Source organism: Pantoea sp. B550, assembly GCF_024158165.1.
In the GTDB taxonomy this organism is placed as follows: Bacteria; Pseudomonadota; Gammaproteobacteria; order Enterobacterales; family Enterobacteriaceae; genus Pantoea; species Pantoea alfalfae.
In genome coordinates, this window is the sequence record NZ_JAMYXI010000003.1 from 1,781,336 (window position 1) to 1,800,857 (window position 19,522).

The following is a 19,522-nucleotide window of genomic DNA, read 5'->3' on the forward strand; positions in this document are numbered from 1 at the left end:
TCATATGACAGGAATTCTGTTGCTTAAATTGATATATTAACAACGTCACATTGCAATAAATGCAACACCACCCAGAGGCGACGCGCACATGGATTTACGGGATCTGAAACTGTTTCTTCATCTGGCAGAAAGCTGCCACTTCGGGCGCACGGCGCGTGCGATGCACGTCAGCCCTTCCACGCTGTCACGCCAGATCCAGCGGCTTGAAGACGATGTCGGCCATGCGCTGTTTCTGCGCGATAACCGCACCGTGACGCTGACGGAAGCGGGTGAACGCCTGCGTCAGTTTGCCCAGCAGACCCTGTTGCAATATCAGCAACTGCGTCATGTGATGGATCTTAACGGTCCGTCACTCAGCGGCGAACTGCGCCTGTTCTGTTCGGTAACGGCGGCCTACAGCCATCTGCCGCCGATCCTCGACCGCTTTCGTGCCGAACATCCGCAGGTCGAAATTAAACTGGATACCGGTGATGCTGCGGATGCGGTAGAAAAAGTGCACTCCGGCGATGCCGATCTGGCTATTGCCGGCCGTCCTGAAACTTTGCCCGCCAGCATTGATTTTATGCCACTGGGGCTGATTCCGCTGGTGCTGATTGCGCCTGCATTACCCTGTGCCGTCCGCACACAGGCCACCCAGCCGCAGCCCGACTGGTCAAAAATTCCGTTTATCCTGCCGGTGCAGGGACCCGCACGACGGCGTATCGATCTCTGGTTCCGCCGCCAGCGCATCCCGAATCCGGTGATTTACGCCACGGTATCGGGGCATGAGGCGATAGTCTCAATGGTAGCGCTGGGTTGCGGTATTGCGCTGTTGCCGGATGTCGTGCTGGAGAACAGCCCGGACCCGGTGCGGAACCGCGTGCTGATGCTGGAGAATGTGGAGTCTGTTGCACCGTTCGAACTCGGTATCTGCGTGCAAAAAAAGCGGCTCGGAGAGCCGCTGATCAGTGCTTTCTGGAGCCAGCTGTAATCAGTGGCCTGACAGGAAGAAGCGGAACGCCGGGTTCTGGCTTTCGTCGTGAAAGTCGTAACCCAGATCGGTGAGATGCTCCTCAAAACGCGGTTCATCGCTGCCGAGCTCAAAAGCCGCCAGCACACGACCATAATCGGTGCCGTGGCTACGGTAGTGAAACAGCGAGATATTCCAGTGGGTGCCCAGCGTTTGCAGGAACTTCAGCAACGCGCCAGGCGCCTCCGGGAATTCGAAGCTGAAGAGCCGTTCACGCAGCGGCTTGGAGGGACGTCCGCCCACCATGTAACGCACATGCAATTTCGCCATTTCATCATCTGAGAGATCGACCACCTGATAACCGCCGCGCGTAAGTTCGCTGATGATTTCGCTGCGCTCTTCCACGCCACGGGTCAGACGTACACCAACAAAGATGCAGGCTTTGTCCGCATCGGCGTAACGATAGTTGAACTCGGTGATGGAACGTCCGCCCAGCGTCTGACAGAAACGCAGGAAGCTGCCCTGCTGTTCCGGGATCGTTACAGCCAGCAGCGCTTCACGCTGTTCGCCCAGCTCGCAACGCTCGGAGACGTAACGCAGGCCGTGGAAGTTGACGTTGGCACCGGACAAGACATGCGCCAGCCGCTCGCCTTTGATCTCGTGCTGCTGGATATACTTCTTCATGCCCGCCAGCGCCAGCGCACCAGACGGTTCCGCCACGGCACGAACATCTTCGAACAGATCTTTCATCGCAGCGCAAATGGCATCGCTGTCGACGGTGATGATGTCATCGATGTAGGCCTGACAGAGCCGGAAGGTTTCGCTGCCAATCCGCTTAACCGCCACCCCTTCGGCAAACAGCCCGACGCGTGGCAGATCGACCGGATGACCGGCATCCAGCGCCGCTTTCAGGCAGGCTGAATCTTCTGACTCCACCGCAATCACTTTGATCTGCGGCATCAACTGCTTGATCAATACAGCGACGCCCGCTGCCAGACCGCCACCACCAACCGGCACAAAGACCCGGTCGAGGTGCGCATCCTGCTGCAACAGCTCCATCGCCAGCGTGCCCTGTCCGGCAATCACAGCCGGATGGTCAAACGGCGGAACGAAGGTGTAGCCGCGCTGTTCAGCGAGCTCTATCGCTTTGGCTTTCGCCTCGTCAAAGTTGGCCCCAAACAGAAAAGCCTCACCGCCAAATGCGCGCACTGCATCAACCTTGATGTCTGCGGTCGCCAGCGGCATCACAATCAGTGACTTAATGCCCAGCTTCGTCGCGGAGAGCGCCACGCCCTGCGCATGGTTACCGGCCGAAGCCGTCACTACGCCGCGCGCTTTCTGCTCTTCGCTCAGACCGGCAATCATTGCGTAGGCACCGCGCACCTTGAAACTGTGCACCGGCTGACGATCTTCCCGCTTTACCAGAATGGTGTTGCCGAGACGCGATGAAATTTTTTCCATAACCTGCAGCGGCGTCACCTGTGCCACTTCATACACCGGTGAACGCAGCACTGCACGCAAATACTCGGCGCCGCAAGGCGCGTCGGGTAGCGGTTGAGACTCGGCCATGTTTAGCCTCCCAGCTTGCTCTTATCGCGAACGGCGCCTTTGTCAGCACTGGTCGCGAGTAATGCGTAAGCACGCAGCGCAAAGGAGACTTCACGCTGACGATTGACCGGCGTATATGCCGCATCGCCACGTGCCTGCTGCTCTTCACGGCGGGCATGCAGTTCGTTATCCGGCACAGCGAGTTTGATGCCGCGGTTCGGGATATCGATCTCAATGGTGTCGCCATCTTTGACCAGCGCAATGGTGCCGCCGTTGGCCGCTTCAGGCGAAGCGTGACCGATAGAGAGGCCCGATGTGCCACCAGAGAAACGACCGTCGGTGATCAGAGCGCAACTTTTACCCAGACCCATCGATTTCAGATAGGTGGTCGGATAGAGCATTTCCTGCATGCCCGGCCCGCCTTTTGGCCCTTCGTAGCGGATGACAACTACGTCGCCTGCCACGACTTTGCCGCCCAGAATCGCTTCTACCGCGTCATCCTGGCTTTCATAGACTTTGGCCGGGCCGGTGAAGGTCAGGATCTCTTTGTCTACGCCCGCTGTTTTAACGATACAGCCATCTTCGGCGATGTTGCCGTACAGCACGGCCAGACCGCCATCCTGCGAGTACGCGTTTTCGCGGGTGCGGATGCAGCCTTCGGCACGGTCATCATCCAGCGTGTCCCAGCGGCAGTTCTGCGAGAATGCCTGGGTGGTACGGATGCCCGCCGGACCGGCGCGGAACATATCTTTTACCGCCTGATCTTTGGTCAGCATGATGTCGTACTGATCCAGCGTTTCACGCATGGTCTGCTGCAGGATATTACGGGCGCTGCTGTCGAACAGGCCGGCACGATCCAGCTCGCCGAGAATGGCGAAAACACCACCTGCGCGATGCACATCTTCCATGTGATATTTCGGGGTACTTGGCGCGACTTTACAAAGCTGAGGCACTTTACGTGACAGGCGATCAATGTCGGAGATATTGAAGTCGATGTCGCCTTCCTGGGCCGCCGCCAGCAGGTGCAGCACGGTGTTGGTGGAGCCGCCCATGGCGATATCCAGCATCATGGCGTTCTCGAAGGCGGCCTTGTTCGCGATGTTGCGCGGCAGCATGTTGACGTCATCCTGCTCGTAGTAGCGCTTGGTGAGACTGACGATGCGCTTACCGGCATTGATGAACAGCTCTTTGCGATCAGCGTGCGTGGCCAGCAGTGAACCGTTGCCAGGCTGCGACAGGCCGAGTGCTTCGGTCAGGCAGTTCATCGAGTTGGCGGTGAACATGCCGGAGCAGGAGCCGCAGGTCGGACAGGCAGAGCGTTCGATCTGATCGCTGTCGGCATCGCTGACGTTCGGGTTCGCACCCTGAATCATCGCATCGACCAGGTCCAGCTTGATGATCTGATCAGAAAGCTTGGTTTTACCCGCTTCCATCGGGCCGCCTGAAACGAAGATCACCGGAATATTAAGGCGCAGAGACGCCATCAGCATGCCTGGGGTGATTTTGTCACAGTTGGAGATGCAGACCATGGCGTCGGCGCAGTGCGCATTAACCATGTACTCGACCGAGTCAGCAATCAGCTCACGCGAAGGCAGTGAATACAGCATGCCGCCATGACCCATGGCAATACCGTCATCCACCGCGATGGTGTTGAACTCTTTAGCCACACCACCCGCCGCTTCAATCTGCTCAGCGACGAGTTTACCCAGGTCGCGGAGGTGAACGTGGCCAGGGACAAATTGGGTGAATGAGTTAACCACAGCGATAATCGGCTTGCCGAAATCGTCGTCGGTCATTCCTGTCGCGCGCCATAAGGCACGGGCACCCGCCATGTTGCGGCCGTGGGTGGTAGTGGCGGAACGGTACTTAGGCATGCTCTATTTACTCCAGTAAGAATAAGCTCGCGGACGTCAGATGACGCCCGCGCTGTATCTGATTATGGGTTAACCGGATCTAACCAGCCCCATTTGTCTTCGGTTTCGCCGGTGAAGAGACCAAAGAAGGCCTCCTGAATGCGTTTAGTCACCGGACCACGCTTGCCTTCGCCCACCTGAATGCGGTCGACGCTGCGCACCGGTGTGATTTCTGCGGCGGTGCCCGACATAAAGACTTCGTCAGCCAGGTAGAGAGATTCACGCGACAGAGTCTGCTCACGCACTTCAATGCCCATATCACGCGCCAGCGTGATGATGGCATCGCGGGTGATGCCCGGCAGTGCCGAAGAGGTAAATGGCGGGGTATAGAGCACACCATCTTTAACTTCAAACAGGTTTTCGCCTGCCCCTTCTGAGATCAGGCCATTGGTATCCAGCGCAATGCCTTCCTGATAGCCATGACGACGGGCTTCGCTACCCACCAGCAGTGAGGAGAGGTAGTTACCACCCGCTTTAGCAGCAGTTGGCAGAGTGTTTGGCGCCACGCGGTTCCATGAAGAGACCATCGCGTCAATGCCATTCTCCAGCGCTTCAGCGCCCAGGTACGCGCCCCACGGGAAGGCGGCAATGATCACGTCAGTTGTGAAGCCGTCTGGCGGGTTCACGCCCAGGCCCACATCGCCGACAAAGGCCAGCGGACGGATATAAGCACTTTTCAGTTTGTTCACGCGGATGACTTCGCGGCACGCTTCCATCAGCTCATCAACGCTGCTTTTAATCGGGAAACGATAGATTTTGGCGGAGTCATGCAGACGTTGCATGTGTTCACGATGACGGAACACAACCGGTCCTTTGTGAGAGTCGTAGCAGCGCACGCCTTCAAATACCGACGTACCATAGTGCAAGGCGTGGGACATGACGCTGACCTTCGCCTCTTCCCACTTAACCATCTCGCCATTGAACCAAATAAAGTCTGCTTTCTTCGTGCTCATTGTTATTCCCTCTCGCGGCTACGCGCGGATTTGTTGTGTTGTCTGTTGTTGAATCTGAACGCATGCAACGTCGATCAATTTACTTAACTGCGAAGACAGTAAATCGACGGAGCGCTGGCTGGCAACGGTCATTTCAATATTAATGTTTTCTGCGTTGGCGACTGAGGCCATGTTCATAGAACAGACCTGAAAACCGCGGTGACGCACGACGCGTAAAATGCGCTCTAATATTTCAGGGCGGAAACGGGCTTCGATAGACAATTGATGCTGGTTCATACGGTTTTCTCCATCATGTTTGCATTGCTGGCACCCGGCGGTACCAGTGGCCAGACGTTTTCATGCTCATCAATTGCAACATGCAGGAAGTAAGGACCTTCGCTGTTCAGCAGAGCATCAAGGGCGGCGTCGACCTGATCTTTACGGGTAATGCGCTGGCCGGGGATGTTGAACGCGCTGGCCAGCGTGAGGAAATCGGGATTATCGGACAGGTTGGTTTCGCTGTAGCGACCGTCAAAAAAGAGCTGTTGCCACTGGCGTACCATACCCAGACGCTGGTTATCCATCAGTACGATTTTGACCGGCAGCCTGCCGCGCTTGATGGTGCCCAGCTCCTGAATGTTCATCATGATGGAGCCATCACCGGAGACACAGATAACCGTATCGTCCGGGCGTGCAACCTGCGCACCAATGGCAGCAGGCAAACCAAAGCCCATGGTGCCTAAGCCGCTGGAGGTGATGAAATTCTCCGGTGCGTTAAATGCCATGTGCTGCGCCGTCCACATCTGATGCTGACCGACGTCGGTGGTGACCACGGTATTCGCCGGTTTGCGATCGGAAAGTTGCTTCAGCAGCAGCGGCGCATAGATCGCTTCGCCCGGATGGTCGTAGCGCCATGCGTGGCTGGCTTTCAGTGCCTGCACCTCATCGCGCCAGGCGTTGATAGACAAAGGCTGACTCAGTGCGGACAGCAGTTCGTTGAGATCGCCCTGCAGGGAGACATGAGCGCGGCGTAATTTGTTTAACTCAGCGGGATCGATATCGAGATGAATCACGCTGGCGTGCGGTGCAAAGGTATCCAGCTTGCCGGTCACGCGATCATCGAAACGGGCACCGACCGCGATCAGCAGGTCACACGCCTGTACGGCCAGGTTAGCGGCTTTGGTACCGTGCATCCCCAGCATACCGAGATAGACGTCACTTTGCGGGTCCACGCTGCCCAGTCCTTTCAGAGTAGCAACCGCCGGAATGCCGGTCTCGTCTGCCAGCTTGCGCAGTGCCGGAACCGCCTGAGCCAGACCGACACCGCCGCCAACGTAGAACATTGGCTTTCTGGCCTGCGCCATCAGTGCACGTGCGTGGTCAATCGCCTGATGTGGCAGCGCATTTCCTTCTTCAACCGGAACCAGATGCGGTGCGGGTTCACCCTGTGCAATCTGAATATCTTTCGGGATATCAACCAGTACCGGACCCGGACGGCCCGACTGCGCCAGCGCAAAAGCTTCCGCCATGATAGCGGGTAATTCATCCAGCGATTCAACCAGGAAGCTGTGCTTGGTGCAGGCCAGTGAGAGTCCCAGTACGTCGATCTCCTGGAAAGCATCGGTGCCGATGAAGGCCGAGGTGACCTGACCCGTTACCGCCACGACCGGTACCGAATCCATCATCGCATCCGCCAGACCGGTGATCAGGTTAGTCGCGCCGGGGCCGGAAGTGGCGATACAGACGCCGGTTTTGCCGGTTGAACGGGCATATCCGATTGCCGCCATTACAGCGCCCTGCTCGTGACGACACAACAGGTGTTCCACGCCGCCGTCATAGAGCGCGTCGTATACCGGCATGATGGCGCCGCCAGGGTAACCAAATACGGTATCAACACCCTGCGCGCGTAAAGCCTGAACTACCCACTGTGCACCTGTCATCGCTATTCTCCTGTGTCCTGACCGGAACAACAGAATTTTATGCTACTGTTCATTGTTTGTTCCTTGTGGATTTACTGATATTTCCTCGGGTCGAAAAAAAACCCCCGGACCTTTCGGTGCGGGGGTTTTTTCGGATTCGAGGCTTGATTTTTAAGCCTTTCTTTCTCCAAGCGTTGCCCCGCACGGTAGGTTAATAACCACCACCACGCTAATCACGACCAGGCTAATCACTTGTAGAAGGGCTTTCATGTGTTGTTCAATTCTTTTTCGTGTTCGAAGTAATGCCTACAGAGTTATCATAGTCAGGGGTCATCGCACAACTTTTTTTACAGATTTATTTTCGTGCGTGACGCGGAATCGTAACCTATCGATCTGTAATACAAGAAATAATTACATGATGATAATTATTCATCACTTTAGTGACGTAATAATATTTTGATGGATTTGCGTACTGTCGCACAGCATTTTAAAACGCCATGAAACAACTTTCGATGGGGTGTGCGATGGTCCGAACCATACTGATGATGTCATGGCTTTTCTTTGATGCAGTCACCAGACTGACGGTAACAAGGAGCGAGTATGTCATTGTCAAAAGTTCTGACCCGGGCAGCACTGGGGGTGGACGCCCCGCTGGTGACCATTGAGGCACATATCAGTAATGGCCTGCCTGCCTTAACCCTGGTAGGTCTGCCGGAAACGACGGTCAAAGAAGCGCGTGAGCGGGTACGCAGCGCTATTATCAACAGCGGTTTCACTTTTCCGGCAAAGCGGGTCACCATTAATCTGGCACCCGCGGATCTTCCTAAAGAGGGCGGACGGTATGACTTACCTATGGCGATCGCCATTCTGGTCGCCTCTGAGCAGCTTCCTGCCGACAAGCTGACGCACTACGAGTTTCTGGGTGAACTGGCACTCGACGGCGCGCTGTGCGGTGTACAGGGCGCGATTCCGGCGGCCATGGTGGCAATTCAGGCTGGACGGCAGATGGTTCTCTCTGCTGAGAATCAGGCGGATGCCGGACTTATCCGTCAGGGGTCTTCACTGGTTGCATCTCATCTCAGCAACGTGTGTGCCTTTCTGCGTAATGAACTCACATTACCGACAGCTCAGTCCCCTGATCATCAGGGCGAGCCGCCTGCTGACGATCTCGCAGATATCATTGGTCAGGAACAGGGACGCAGAGCACTGGAGATCACGGCGGCTGGCGGGCATAACCTGTTGCTGATTGGCCCGCCTGGCACCGGTAAAACAATGCTTGCCACCCGGCTGCCCGGCATCATGCCTTCTTTAACCGATCAGGAAGCACTGGAATGCGCAGCAATCGCCAGTCTCGTGAACACTAGCAGTACTCTGCACCGACAATGGCGCAGTCGGCCTTTCAGGTCACCTCATCACAGTGCATCTCTCTATGCTTTGATTGGTGGCGGATCACTACCACGGCCGGGCGAGATCTCACTGGCGCATAACGGCGTGCTGTTTCTGGATGAGTTGCCGGAATTTGATCGTAAGGTGCTGGACTCTCTGCGCGAGCCATTAGAGTCGGGGGTCATCGCTATTTCACGTGCGCGCGCAAAAGTCACCTATCCGGCACGATTTCAGCTGATTGCTGCAATGAATCCAAGTCCAACCGGACATTATCAGGGACAGCATAACCGTACCTCACCTCAGCAGGTGCTGCGTTATCTCAGCAAGCTGTCCGGCCCTTTTCTCGATCGTTTTGATCTTTCGCTGGAGGTGCCCCTACTTCCGGGTGGAATGCTTAGCGGTCAACGCCCTGTAGCAGAAACGTCTGAACGGGTTCGTCATCGGGTGGTCGCAGCGCGGGAGATTCAGCTGACCCGTGCAGGCAAAATTAATGCGCATTTAAACAATGCGGAGATTATGCGCTGGTGTCAGCCAGCTAAAGAGGATGCGGAGTGGCTGGAGTCAGTACTGGAGAAACTGGGTTTATCTGTACGGGCATGGCAGCGGATTTTGAAGGTGGCGCGTACCGTGGCCGATCTGGCGGGAGAAGCAGACGTCAGTCGGCATCATCTGCAGGAGGCTGTCAGTTATCGCACGATTGATCGTTTAATGATTCATCTGCATAACAGCCTGCAATAAAAAAGGGGCTTTCGCCCCTTCTCTGTTAATCGTCGCTGTCGGTAAAGTCTTCGACGGTGTCCATCTGCGGTTTACCGCCGGACAGCGTATGAAAACGCTTAGGACGCTTAATGCGGGTCATATATTTAGACCATACACGTTCAGCTTCCGTTTGCGGCTCACGCACGCCACGACACACTTCAATAAACAGACGTTCTTCTTCTGTTGCAGGCTCACGCTTTGATAAATCCAGCTCATTAAAGGCGAAACCGTGGCGTTCAAGAAGCTGAGCTTCTTTAATAGTAAAGTCACCGTGGCGTGAGAAACCACGCGGGTAATGTTTGTTATCAAAGAAACGATTCTCTGTTGAGAAGCTTTCCGCCATGTTACACGCTCCTGATTTTCTAATGCCGTGCTGTTAATGGCGCGGAGTATTAGATAGGCTTGACAGAGTGTAAAACAAAACATTTAAATCTATACGACAAACATTTTTTGGGAGAACGCTGTGGATACGGAATTACTGAAAACTTTCCTGGAAGTGAGCAGAACACGCCATTTCGGGCGTGCTGCAGAAGCACTTTACCTTACGCAATCTGCTGTCAGTTTTCGCATCCGCCAGTTAGAGAATCAGCTTGGCGTTAACCTTTTTACACGGCATCGCAATAACATACGTCTGACGGCGGCTGGAGAACGCCTGCTTCCCTATGCTGAAAGCCTGATGAGCACATGGATGATGGCAAAGAAGGAGGTTTCCCACACTCAACAGCACCATGAGCTTTCGATCGGTGCCAGTGCATCGCTATGGGAGGCTTATCTGACGCCGTGGCTACAGACGCTTTACGAGAATCGCGAAAGCCTGCATTTAGAAGCGCGCGTGGCACAACGACACCTGCTGGTTAAGCAGCTCCATGAACGCCAGCTGGATCTGTTGATCACCACTGAAGCGCCTAAGATGGATGAGTTAACCAGTCAGCAGATTGGTCATATCTCACTGGCGCTGTTCTGCGCCCGGCAGAGCGAGAAACGCGAAAAATATGATTACATTAAACTGGAATGGGGAGCAGATTTTCATCAGCATCAGAGTTATCTTTCCGGCGCTGATGATGTGCCAGTACTGACCACAACGTCGGCGCATGTTACCCGTGAACTGCTGCATACCACCGGAGCGTGCGCGTTCCTGCCTGACTTCTGGCAAAGTGTTTACAATGAGTTGATGGTGATCCCGGATACGCCCGTCGCCGTTCGTCCGCTCTATGCTGTCTGGTTGCAGAACAGCGATCAGCAGGCGCATATCCGGCAGCTGCTTAAATTCCCGATTCTGGTCAGGCAAAACAGCTAAAGATTGGCAGGTAGAGAAGCAAGCAGGGAAGAGATGAGACCAGTTAGATTTAACTGGTTCTTCTTTTTTGCCTTTATGAAGGCAAAAAAAAATCCTTTGCCGAAGCAAAGGATCGTTTTCTGGCAGGGGCGGAGGGACTCGAACCCCCAACACCCGGTTTTGGAGACCGGTGCTCTACCAATTGAACTACGCCCCTAATAGGGTGGCGGAACGGACGGGGCTCGAACCCGCGACCCCCTGCGTGACAGGCAGGTATTCTAACCAACTGAACTACCGCTCCACCGATTCTTTCACGCTTATCAGCAACCGGCTGATAACCGCCTGTTCCCGTTATTTTCCCTGTCAGAGGAAAAGGAACAAATTTGATGCCTGGCAGTTCCCTACTCTCGCATGGGGAGGCCCCACACTACCATCGGCGCTACGGCGTTTCACTTCTGAGTTCGGCATGGGGTCAGGTGGGACCACCGCGCTAAAGCCGCCAGGCAAATTCTTTGTGCTCTGTCCTGTGTCTTTTGTGCTGATGCTGCGTTGGCCGCCCTCGCGCTACTCCGTCACATACTTCAGTATGCTCCTTCGTATCGGTCGGTTGCCGCCTTGCCTCAGCGCAAAATCCTTCGGACTTCAGCCCGCAGGACACAACTGTATCCGGTTAACAAGCTGAAAATCTGTCTCTCAAAAACGCCTCTGGCGTTGTAAGGTTAAGCCTCACGGGTCATTAGTACCGGTTAGCTCAACGCATCGCTGCGCTTACACACCCGGCCTATCAACGTCGTAGTCTTCAACGTCCCTTCAGGACCCTCAAGGGGTCAGGGAGAACTCATCTCGGGGCAAGTTTCGTGCTTAGATGCTTTCAGCACTTATCTTTTCCGCACTTAGCTACCGGGCAGTGCCATTGGCATGACAACCCGAACACCAGTGGTGCGTTCACTCCGGTCCTCTCGTACTAGGAGCAACCCCCCTCAATTCTCCAGCGCCCACGGCAGATAGGGACCGAACTGTCTCACGACGTTCTAAACCCAGCTCGCGTACCACTTTAAACGGCGAACAGCCGTACCCTTGGGACCTACTTCAGCCCCAGGATGTGATGAGCCGACATCGAGGTGCCAAACACCGCCGTCGATATGAACTCTTGGGCGGTATCAGCCTGTTATCCCCGGAGTACCTTTTATCCGTTGAGCGATGGCCCTTCCATTCAGAACCACCGGATCACTATGACCTGCTTTCGCACCTGCTCGAGCCGTCACTCTCGCAGTCAAGCCAGCTTATGCCATTGCACTAACCTCACGATGTCCGACCGTGATTAGCTGACCTTCGTGCTCCTCCGTTACTCTTTAGGAGGAGACCGCCCCAGTCAAACTACCCACCAGACACTGTCCGCAGCCCGGATAACGGGCCTACGTTAGAACATCAAACATTAAAGGGTGGTATTTCAAGGTTGGCTCCACGCAGACTGGCGTCCGCGCTTCAAAGCCTCCCACCTATCCTACACATCAAGGCTCAATGTTCAGTGTCAAGCTGTAGTAAAGGTTCACGGGGTCTTTCCGTCTTGCCGCGGGTACACTGCATCTTCACAGCGAGTTCAATTTCACTGAGTCTCGGGTGGAGACAGCCTGGCCATCATTACGCCATTCGTGCAGGTCGGAACTTACCCGACAAGGAATTTCGCTACCTTAGGACCGTTATAGTTACGGCCGCCGTTTACCGGGGCTTCGATCAAGAGCTTCTCCTTGCGGATAACCCCATCAATTAACCTTCCGGCACCGGGCAGGCGTCACACCGTATACGTCCACTTTCGTGTTTGCACAGTGCTGTGTTTTTAATAAACAGTTGCAGCCAGCTGGTATCTTCGACTGGCTTCGGCTCGGGGAGCAAGTCCCTCCACCTACGCGCCAGCGTGCCTTCTCCCGAAGTTACGGCACCATTTTGCCTAGTTCCTTCACCCGAGTTCTCTCAAGCGCCTTGGTATTCTCTACCTGACCACCTGTGTCGGTTTGGGGTACGATTCTGTGTTACCTGATGCTTAGAGGCTTTTCCTGGAAGCTGGGCATTTATCACTTCAGCACCGTAGTGCCTCGTCGTCACGCCTCAGCGTTGATAAGGGACCGGATTTACCTGGACCCTCCGCCTACACGCTTAAACCGGGACAACCGTCGCCCGGCTGATATAGCCTTCTCCGTCCCCCCTTCGCAGTAACACCGAGTACAGGAATATTAACCTGTTTCCCATCGACTACGCCTTTCGGCCTCGCCTTAGGGGTCGACTCACCCTGCTCCGATTAACGTTGAACAGGAACCCTTGGTCTTCCGGCGAGCGGGCTTTTCACCCGCTTTATCGTTACTTATGTCAGCATTCGCACTTCTGATACCTCCAGCATGCCTCACAGCACACCTTCGACGGCTTACAGAACGCTCCCCTACCCAACAACACATAGTGTCGCTGCCGCAGCTTCGGTGCATGGTTTAGCCCCGTTACATCTTCCGCGCAGGCCGACTCGACCAGTGAGCTATTACGCTTTCTTTAAATGATGGCTGCTTCTAAGCCAACATCCTGGCTGTCTGTGCCTTCCCACATCGTTTCCCACTTAACCATGACTTTGGGACCTTAGCTGGCGGTCTGGGTTGTTTCCCTCTTCACGACGGACGTTAGCACCCGCCGTGTGTCTCCCGTGATAACATTCTCCGGTATTCGCAGTTTGCATCGGGTTGGTAAGCCGGGATGGCCCCCTAGCCGAAACAGTGCTCTACCCCCGGAGATGAGTTCACGAGGCGCTACCTAAATAGCTTTCGGGGAGAACCAGCTATCTCCCGGTTTGATTGGCCTTTCACCCCCAGCCACAGGTCATCCGCTAATTTTTCAACATTAGTCGGTTCGGTCCTCCAGTTAGTGTTACCCAACCTTCAACCTGCCCATGGCTAGATCACCGGGTTTCGGGTCTATACCCTGCAACTTAACGCCCAGTTAAGACTCGGTTTCCCTGCGGCTCCCCTATACGGTTAACCTTGCTACAGAATATAAGTCGCTGACCCATTATACAAAAGGTACGCAGTCACCCCCGTAAAGAGGGCTCCCACTGCTTGTACGTACACGGTTTCAGGTTCTGTTTCACTCCCCTCGCCGGGGTTCTTTTCGCCTTTCCCTCACGGTACTGGTTCACTATCGGTCAGTCAGGAGTATTTAGCCTTGGAGGATGGTCCCCCCATATTCAGACAGGATACCACGTGTCCCGCCTTACTCATCGAGCTCACAGCGCGTGTGCTTTTGTGTACGGGAGTATCACCCTGTACCCTGCGACTTTCCAGACGCTTCCACTAACACACATGCTGATTCAGGCTCTGGGCTGCTCCCCGTTCGCTCGCCGCTACTGGGGGAATCTCGGTTGATTTCTTTTCCTCGGGGTACTTAGATGTTTCAGTTCCCCCGGTTCGCCTTGCAGCACTATGTATTCATGCTGCAATGATGCACAGAGTGCACCGGGTTTCCCCATTCGGACATCGACGGCTGTAGCGGTTCATATCACCTTACCGTCGCTTTACGCAGATTAGCACGTCCTTCATCGCCTCTGACTGCCTGGGCATCCACCGTGTACGCTTAGTCGCTTAACCTCACAACCCACAGGCGTTTTGCAACGCTGCAGACTGCAAGCATTTGAGAGACTCGAACGTGCCGCATTTTTCATTCTTATTACGGAGAATGAAAGCGACACGTCGTTTCAATTTTCAGCTTGTTCCGGATTGTTAAAGAGCATAATACTTCGCAGCACACCGTTGCCGGTACGCTCTGAAGTATTCAGAAAAAACAGATAAACGGTATGGTGGAGCTAAGCGGGATCGAACCGCTGACCTCCTGCGTGCAAGGCAGGCGCTCTCCCAGCTGAGCTATAGCCCCATACAGTTACTGCAGAGACCGCTACTACCACTCAACCGAGTACACTTCGTAAGAAATGCAATTCGTGCTCAGGCAGGGCATGTTTCCGCGCAGCATAGTGAACTATGCGAGCCGGGAACATAACGCAGCGTGAGTGCGAATTTGGTAGGCCTGAGTGGACTTGAACCACCGACCTCACCCTTATCAGGGGTGCGCTCTAACCACCTGAGCTACAAGCCTGTAGAGGTTTTTTCTGCTCGTTACTTTTTATCAGACAATCTGTGTGGACACTGCGCGGGAAGGTATCTTCAGGTAAGGAGGTGATCCAACCGCAGGTTCCCCTACGGTTACCTTGTTACGACTTCACCCCAGTCATGAATCACAAAGTGGTAAGCGCCCTCCCGAAGGTTAAGCTACCTACTTCTTTTGCAACCCACTCCCATGGTGTGACGGGCGGTGTGTACAAGGCCCGGGAACGTATTCACCGTGGCATTCTGATCCACGATTACTAGCGATTCCGACTTCACGGAGTCGAGTTGCAGACTCCGATCCGGACTACGACGCACTTTGTGAGGTCCGCTTGCTCTCGCGAGGTCGCTTCTCTTTGTATGCGCCATTGTAGCACGTGTGTAGCCCTACTCGTAAGGGCCATGATGACTTGACGTCATCCCCACCTTCCTCCGGTTTATCACCGGCAGTCTCCTTTGAGTTCCCGACCGAATCGCTGGCAACAAAGGATAAGGGTTGCGCTCGTTGCGGGACTTAACCCAACATTTCACAACACGAGCTGACGACAGCCATGCAGCACCTGTCTCACGGTTCCCGAAGGCACTGAGGCATCTCTGCCAGATTCCGTGGATGTCAAGAGTAGGTAAGGTTCTTCGCGTTGCATCGAATTAAACCACATGCTCCACCGCTTGTGCGGGCCCCCGTCAATTCATTTGAGTTTTAACCTTGCGGCCGTACTCCCCAGGCGGTCGACTTAACGCGTTAGCTCCGGAAGCCACTCCTCAAGGGAACAACCTCCAAGTCGACATCGTTTACGGCGTGGACTACCAGGGTATCTAATCCTGTTTGCTCCCCACGCTTTCGCACCTGAGCGTCAGTCTTTGTCCAGGGGGCCGCCTTCGCCACCGGTATTCCTCCAGATCTCTACGCATTTCACCGCTACACCTGGAATTCTACCCCCCTCTACAAGACTCAAGCCTGCCAGTTTCAAATGCAGTTCCCAGGTTAAGCCCGGGGATTTCACATCTGACTTAACAGACCGCCTGCGTGCGCTTTACGCCCAGTAATTCCGATTAACGCTTGCACCCTCCGTATTACCGCGGCTGCTGGCACGGAGTTAGCCGGTGCTTCTTCTGCGGGTAACGTCAATCGGCGCGGTTATTAACCGCACCGCCTTCCTCCCCGCTGAAAGTACTTTACAACCCGAAGGCCTTCTTCATACACGCGGCATGGCTGCATCAGGCTTGCGCCCATTGTGCAATATTCCCCACTGCTGCCTCCCGTAGGAGTCTGGACCGTGTCTCAGTTCCAGTGTGGCTGGTCATCCTCTCAGACCAGCTAGGGATCGTCGCCTAGGTGGGCCATTACCCCGCCTACTAGCTAATCCCATCTGGGTTCATCCGATAGTGAGAGGCCCGAAGGTCCCCCTCTTTGGTCTTGCGACGTTATGCGGTATTAGCCACCGTTTCCAGTGGTTATCCCCCTCTATCGGGCAGATCCCCAGACATTACTCACCCGTCCGCCACTCGTCACCCGAGAGCAAGCTCTCTGTGCTACCGTCCGACTTGCATGTGTTAGGCCTGCCGCCAGCGTTCAATCTGAGCCATGATCAAACTCTTCAATTTAAGTTTGATTTGCTTAAACAAGTTAAGCGGTGCTCATCTGTAAAACGTCATAATGAATTTCATTATGTGTTCACTCGTGAGGCTTTGATATTTTTGTGCGTCCAAAGACGCTGATATCAATCCTGCGAGTGCCCACACAGATTGTCTGATAAATTGTTAAAGAGCATGCCGCGATTTACTGCGGCGCGGGCTGCGTATATTACGCTTTCCGCATTGTCAGTCAAGCATTTATTTTCGCTTAACTCACTGGTTCGTATGATTTCGAACCTACTCAACCCGGCGCTTCGTAAGCCGTTGTGCCGTGTCAGTGGAGGCGCATTATAGGGAGTTCTCGGAGGCTGACAAGTGCTAATTTCAAATAAAATTCCGAGTGCTGATTTTTTCAGCTAAAAGCCGCTAAAGCGCCAGTTTTTCGAGCAACGGGAAGCCATAACGCTGCAAAACGGGTGATAATTGTACTGCTTCGCCATCCAGCGCCGTACAGAATGCAACATTCTGCTGCGAGGAGTGCACCTCAGGCGCTTCATGCTCAAGCAGCCAGACGGTACGTCGGGCAATTGCCGCACCGGAATCAATCAGACGCGTCCCTTCAGGCAACACCTGCTGCAGCTCTTCGCGCAGTAAAGGAAAGTGTGTACAGCCTAAAACGACCGTATCCGGTGGCTCAGCCATCCTCAGCCACGGCTGAACAATCCGGCGTACCTCATCCAGTGACACTTCCTCACCGTGGAGCTTCGCTTCTGCCAGCTCTACCAGCTCGGCCGATCCCAGCATCTCGATATTGCAGGAACCCGCAAACTGCGCCACCAGCTCATGCGTATAAGGACGGCGCACCGTAGCCCGCGTAGCCAGTAATCCCACAACGCCATTACGCGTCAGGCGCGCGGCCGGTTTAATTGCCGGCACCACTCCTACGACAGGAAATGCAAAGCGTTCACGTAAAGCGGGTAATGAAACCGTGCTGGCCGTATTACAGGCGATGATGACCAATGAGAGAGGATAGCGCTGCGTAATAGCCTCAACGATAGCGACCACCCGCTCCACGATGAAGGTTTCGCTTTTCTCACCGTAAGGGAAGCCTGCGTTATCGAAGGCATAGAGATAATGCAGGTCCGGCAACAGCTGACGGACCTCATCATAGACAGAAAGCCCACCGACGCCGGAATCAAACACCAGCACGGTAGGGCGCAAATCAGAAGTTATAGCTGCCGCTGAGGTAATACTCTCGTCCTGGAGTCTGATAGCCATACACTGTCTCGTAATCTTTATCGAACAGGTTGGCAATTCTACCACGAACCGTGAGTTGTGAAGTGACCGGATATGAGACAGCGAGATCCCACAGGCTCACTCCCCCTAGCTTCACGCGTCGGCTGGGCGAACTGTTAAAGTCGGTATCATAACGGTCCCCCAGATAATGGTAGGTGATTGACCAGTCAAACTCATACAGCGTCCAGTCGAGCTGATACTTCACCTGCTGCTTAGCCCGGCGAACAAGCGGCTGATCGGTGCTGCCATCCCGCGCATCAACATAATCATAGGAGAGCAGATGCGCCAGCGGCCCGGTATCAAATCCGGCGGTGGCTTCAACGCCTTTAATGCGGGCCTGCTTAATGTTGTAGTAACGGAAAGTCGCCGGATCACTATCAATCAGATTATCGATGTCGTTGCGATAGCCCGACACACGCCAGTTCACCGGTCCGCTCAGCCCTTCAAAGCCGCCTTCCCACTGCTTACTTTTTTCCGGATCGAGGTCACGATTACCATAAAACGGACTGTAAACCTGCGACAGATTCGGTGCTTTAAAAGCAGTGCCATAAGAGGCGAACGCGCGATAGCCGGAGATAAACTCCCATGACACTGCCGTCTGCCAGGTGTTATGCCAGCCGAACTGATTGTTGTCATCACTGCGTACCGCACCTTCAAGGGTAACGCTGCCAAACTGCTGCTGGCCAGTCAGGTAGAGACCGGTATTTCGCTGCTCATAGCCCTCTGATAAATAGTTCGTGCCAGGCTCGGTCGTCTCTTTCTGCCAGTCGACACCGGCGCTGATCGCCCCCTGCCCCACCTGCACGGTGTTGCCCCACTGCAGATTGTACTGGGTGACATCATCAAAGGTGGATGCAGCGCCATAGCGACCATTGCGCGGATCGTAGTTAATGTCTTTGGTATGACCGTAACTGGCGATGAGCTGAGTAGAGTAAATGTCACGGTTGAAGCGTAACCCGGTGTCCCAGGTCTGGCTGTAGAGCTGACGGGTATCCGCCAGCCCGATAATATTGGAATTATTATCGTAGGTATATGAACCGTCGTAGGCGGTGCGGTTATCAAACCCGTAGCCGCGCACAAAACCACTGAGCTCATCGCTGAACTGATGCTCAAGGTTGCCATACAGAGTTTTACTCATGAAGCCGTCGCGATCGTGCTGTGCCGGACCATAGTCATTGGGGTAGCCCGCCACCACATCATACCCTTTGGTATAGGTGTAGTTGCCAGCCAGGGTAAGCTTTGTTGCGTCGCCCAGCATCTGCTGGGTTGACCCGTCATACGATTGATAGCCGCTGGACCCGACGCCCGCCGTCAGCGTGGTGCCGGGTTGCGATCGACCCGTAATGATATTCACCACGCCGCCAATCGCATCAGAACCGTAAACCGCAGAACGCGAGCCGCGAACATATTCGATGCGCTGCACCAGCGACAGAGGGATCTGGCTGAGATCAGACGAACCGCTGATGCCCGCCTGATTAAGCCGGATACCATCAATCAGGATCAGCACATGTCGGGACTCGGTTCCCCGGATAAACAGTGAACTTTGCTGCCCCAATCCACCATTCTGCGCGACATCGACACCTGGCAGACGCCGCATCACATCCGTCAGGCTTTTGGCCTGCCAGCGATCAATCTCATCACGCGTGACGACGGTGGTCGGTGCCAGCACACCTGAAACGGGTTCTGCAAAACGGTTGGCGGTAACGATTTGCGTATCATCATTTCCCTGCGCAAAACCGTTTTGCGCCCAGAGGGAAATCGCCGTTGCGCTCAGCGCGAACAGCGATGCGGTTTTTTTAGTCATTTTTAATCGCATCCATAAGACGAAGCAGGATG

General features: G+C 54.8%; 12 protein-coding genes, 4 tRNA genes and 3 rRNA genes. 3 read left to right on the forward strand and 16 right to left on the reverse strand.

What is annotated here, in order from left to right; genetic code table 11:
* The first annotated feature begins 88 nt into the window (after positions 1-88).
* A complete protein-coding gene (gene ilvY, locus NIM72_RS11430; protein ID WP_150015864.1) occupies positions 89-970 on the forward strand; it encodes an HTH-type transcriptional activator IlvY in 882 nt (293 codons plus the stop codon).
* On the opposite strand, the gene ilvA is transcribed toward ilvY, so the two are convergent.
* The 6 genes from ilvA to ilvL form a co-directional block, all read right to left on the reverse strand.
* Entirely contained in the window at positions 971-2,518 is a 1,548-nt protein-coding gene (ilvA, locus tag NIM72_RS11435) for a threonine ammonia-lyase, biosynthetic (protein ID WP_161736406.1), read from the reverse strand.
* A gap of 2 nt (positions 2,519-2,520) precedes the next feature.
* Entirely contained in the window at positions 2,521-4,371 is a 1,851-nt protein-coding gene (gene ilvD / locus NIM72_RS11440) for a dihydroxy-acid dehydratase (protein ID WP_095706524.1), read from the reverse strand.
* Between the two features lie 62 nt (positions 4,372-4,433).
* A complete protein-coding gene (locus tag NIM72_RS11445) occupies positions 4,434-5,363 on the reverse strand; it encodes a branched-chain amino acid transaminase (RefSeq protein ID WP_161736407.1) in 930 nt (309 codons plus the stop codon).
* Positions 5,364-5,381: 18 nt separating this feature from the next.
* Positions 5,382-5,639: an acetolactate synthase 2 small subunit gene (gene ilvM, locus NIM72_RS11450; protein ID WP_008926359.1), complete on the reverse strand. Its 258-nt coding sequence runs from the start codon at positions 5,637-5,639 to the stop codon at positions 5,382-5,384.
* Positions 5,636-7,282 (reverse strand): acetolactate synthase 2 catalytic subunit, encoded by a 1,647-nt coding sequence (gene ilvG / locus NIM72_RS11455; protein ID WP_253420430.1) that lies wholly within the window; start codon positions 7,280-7,282, stop codon positions 5,636-5,638. Before ilvG ends, ilvM begins: the two co-directional genes overlap by 4 nt.
* Before the next feature lie 150 nt (positions 7,283-7,432).
* Positions 7,433-7,531: an ilv operon leader peptide gene (ilvL, locus tag NIM72_RS11460; RefSeq protein WP_072101316.1), complete on the reverse strand. Its 99-nt coding sequence runs from the start codon at positions 7,529-7,531 to the stop codon at positions 7,433-7,435.
* Positions 7,532-7,861: 330 nt separating this feature from the next.
* Between ilvL and NIM72_RS11465 the strand changes: the two genes are divergently transcribed.
* A complete protein-coding gene (locus tag NIM72_RS11465) occupies positions 7,862-9,385 on the forward strand; it encodes a YifB family Mg chelatase-like AAA ATPase (RefSeq protein ID WP_222924848.1) in 1,524 nt (507 codons plus the stop codon).
* 25 nt (positions 9,386-9,410) lie between these two features.
* Here NIM72_RS11465 and NIM72_RS11470 read toward each other — a convergent pair whose 3' ends face one another.
* The gene (locus NIM72_RS11470) at positions 9,411-9,749 is read right to left on the reverse strand and encodes a DUF413 domain-containing protein (protein ID WP_010253568.1); all 339 of its coding nucleotides are present in this window, start codon (positions 9,747-9,749) and stop codon (positions 9,411-9,413) included.
* A gap of 120 nt (positions 9,750-9,869) precedes the next feature.
* On the opposite strand from NIM72_RS11470, the gene hdfR reads away from it, so the two are divergent.
* Positions 9,870-10,703, forward strand: a complete 834-nt coding sequence (gene hdfR / locus NIM72_RS11475; RefSeq protein ID WP_161736410.1) for an HTH-type transcriptional regulator HdfR — start codon at positions 9,870-9,872, stop codon at positions 10,701-10,703.
* A gap of 120 nt (positions 10,704-10,823) precedes the next feature.
* Here the strand turns inward: hdfR and NIM72_RS11480 are convergent.
* The 9 genes from NIM72_RS11480 to btuB all read right to left on the reverse strand — a co-directional run bounded on the left by NIM72_RS11480 (position 10,824) and on the right by btuB (position 19,490).
* Positions 10,824-10,899 (reverse strand) — tRNA-Trp (locus NIM72_RS11480).
* A gap of 7 nt (positions 10,900-10,906) precedes the next feature.
* A tRNA-Asp gene (locus tag NIM72_RS11485) sits at positions 10,907-10,983 on the reverse strand.
* An 87-nt stretch (positions 10,984-11,070) separates the two neighbouring features.
* A 5S ribosomal RNA gene (rrf, locus tag NIM72_RS11490) occupies positions 11,071-11,186 on the reverse strand.
* A 211-nt stretch (positions 11,187-11,397) separates the two neighbouring features.
* A 23S ribosomal RNA gene (locus NIM72_RS11495) occupies positions 11,398-14,305 on the reverse strand.
* A gap of 207 nt (positions 14,306-14,512) precedes the next feature.
* A tRNA-Ala gene (locus tag NIM72_RS11500) sits at positions 14,513-14,588 on the reverse strand.
* A gap of 142 nt (positions 14,589-14,730) precedes the next feature.
* A tRNA-Ile gene (locus NIM72_RS11505) sits at positions 14,731-14,807 on the reverse strand.
* 73 nt (positions 14,808-14,880) lie between these two features.
* Positions 14,881-16,420: ribosomal RNA gene (locus NIM72_RS11510) — 16S ribosomal RNA — on the reverse strand.
* The 16S, 23S and 5S rRNA genes sit together here with 4 tRNA genes alongside, the layout of an rRNA operon.
* A gap of 396 nt (positions 16,421-16,816) precedes the next feature.
* Complete coding sequence (gene murI, locus NIM72_RS11515) at positions 16,817-17,668, reverse strand: glutamate racemase (protein WP_253420432.1); 852 nt, start codon at positions 17,666-17,668, stop codon at positions 16,817-16,819.
* Positions 17,613-19,490 (reverse strand): TonB-dependent vitamin B12 receptor BtuB, encoded by a 1,878-nt coding sequence (gene btuB / locus NIM72_RS11520; protein ID WP_161733038.1) that lies wholly within the window; start codon positions 19,488-19,490, stop codon positions 17,613-17,615. The genes murI and btuB overlap by 56 nt, the downstream gene beginning before the upstream one ends.
* Positions 19,491-19,522 lie beyond the last annotated feature (32 nt).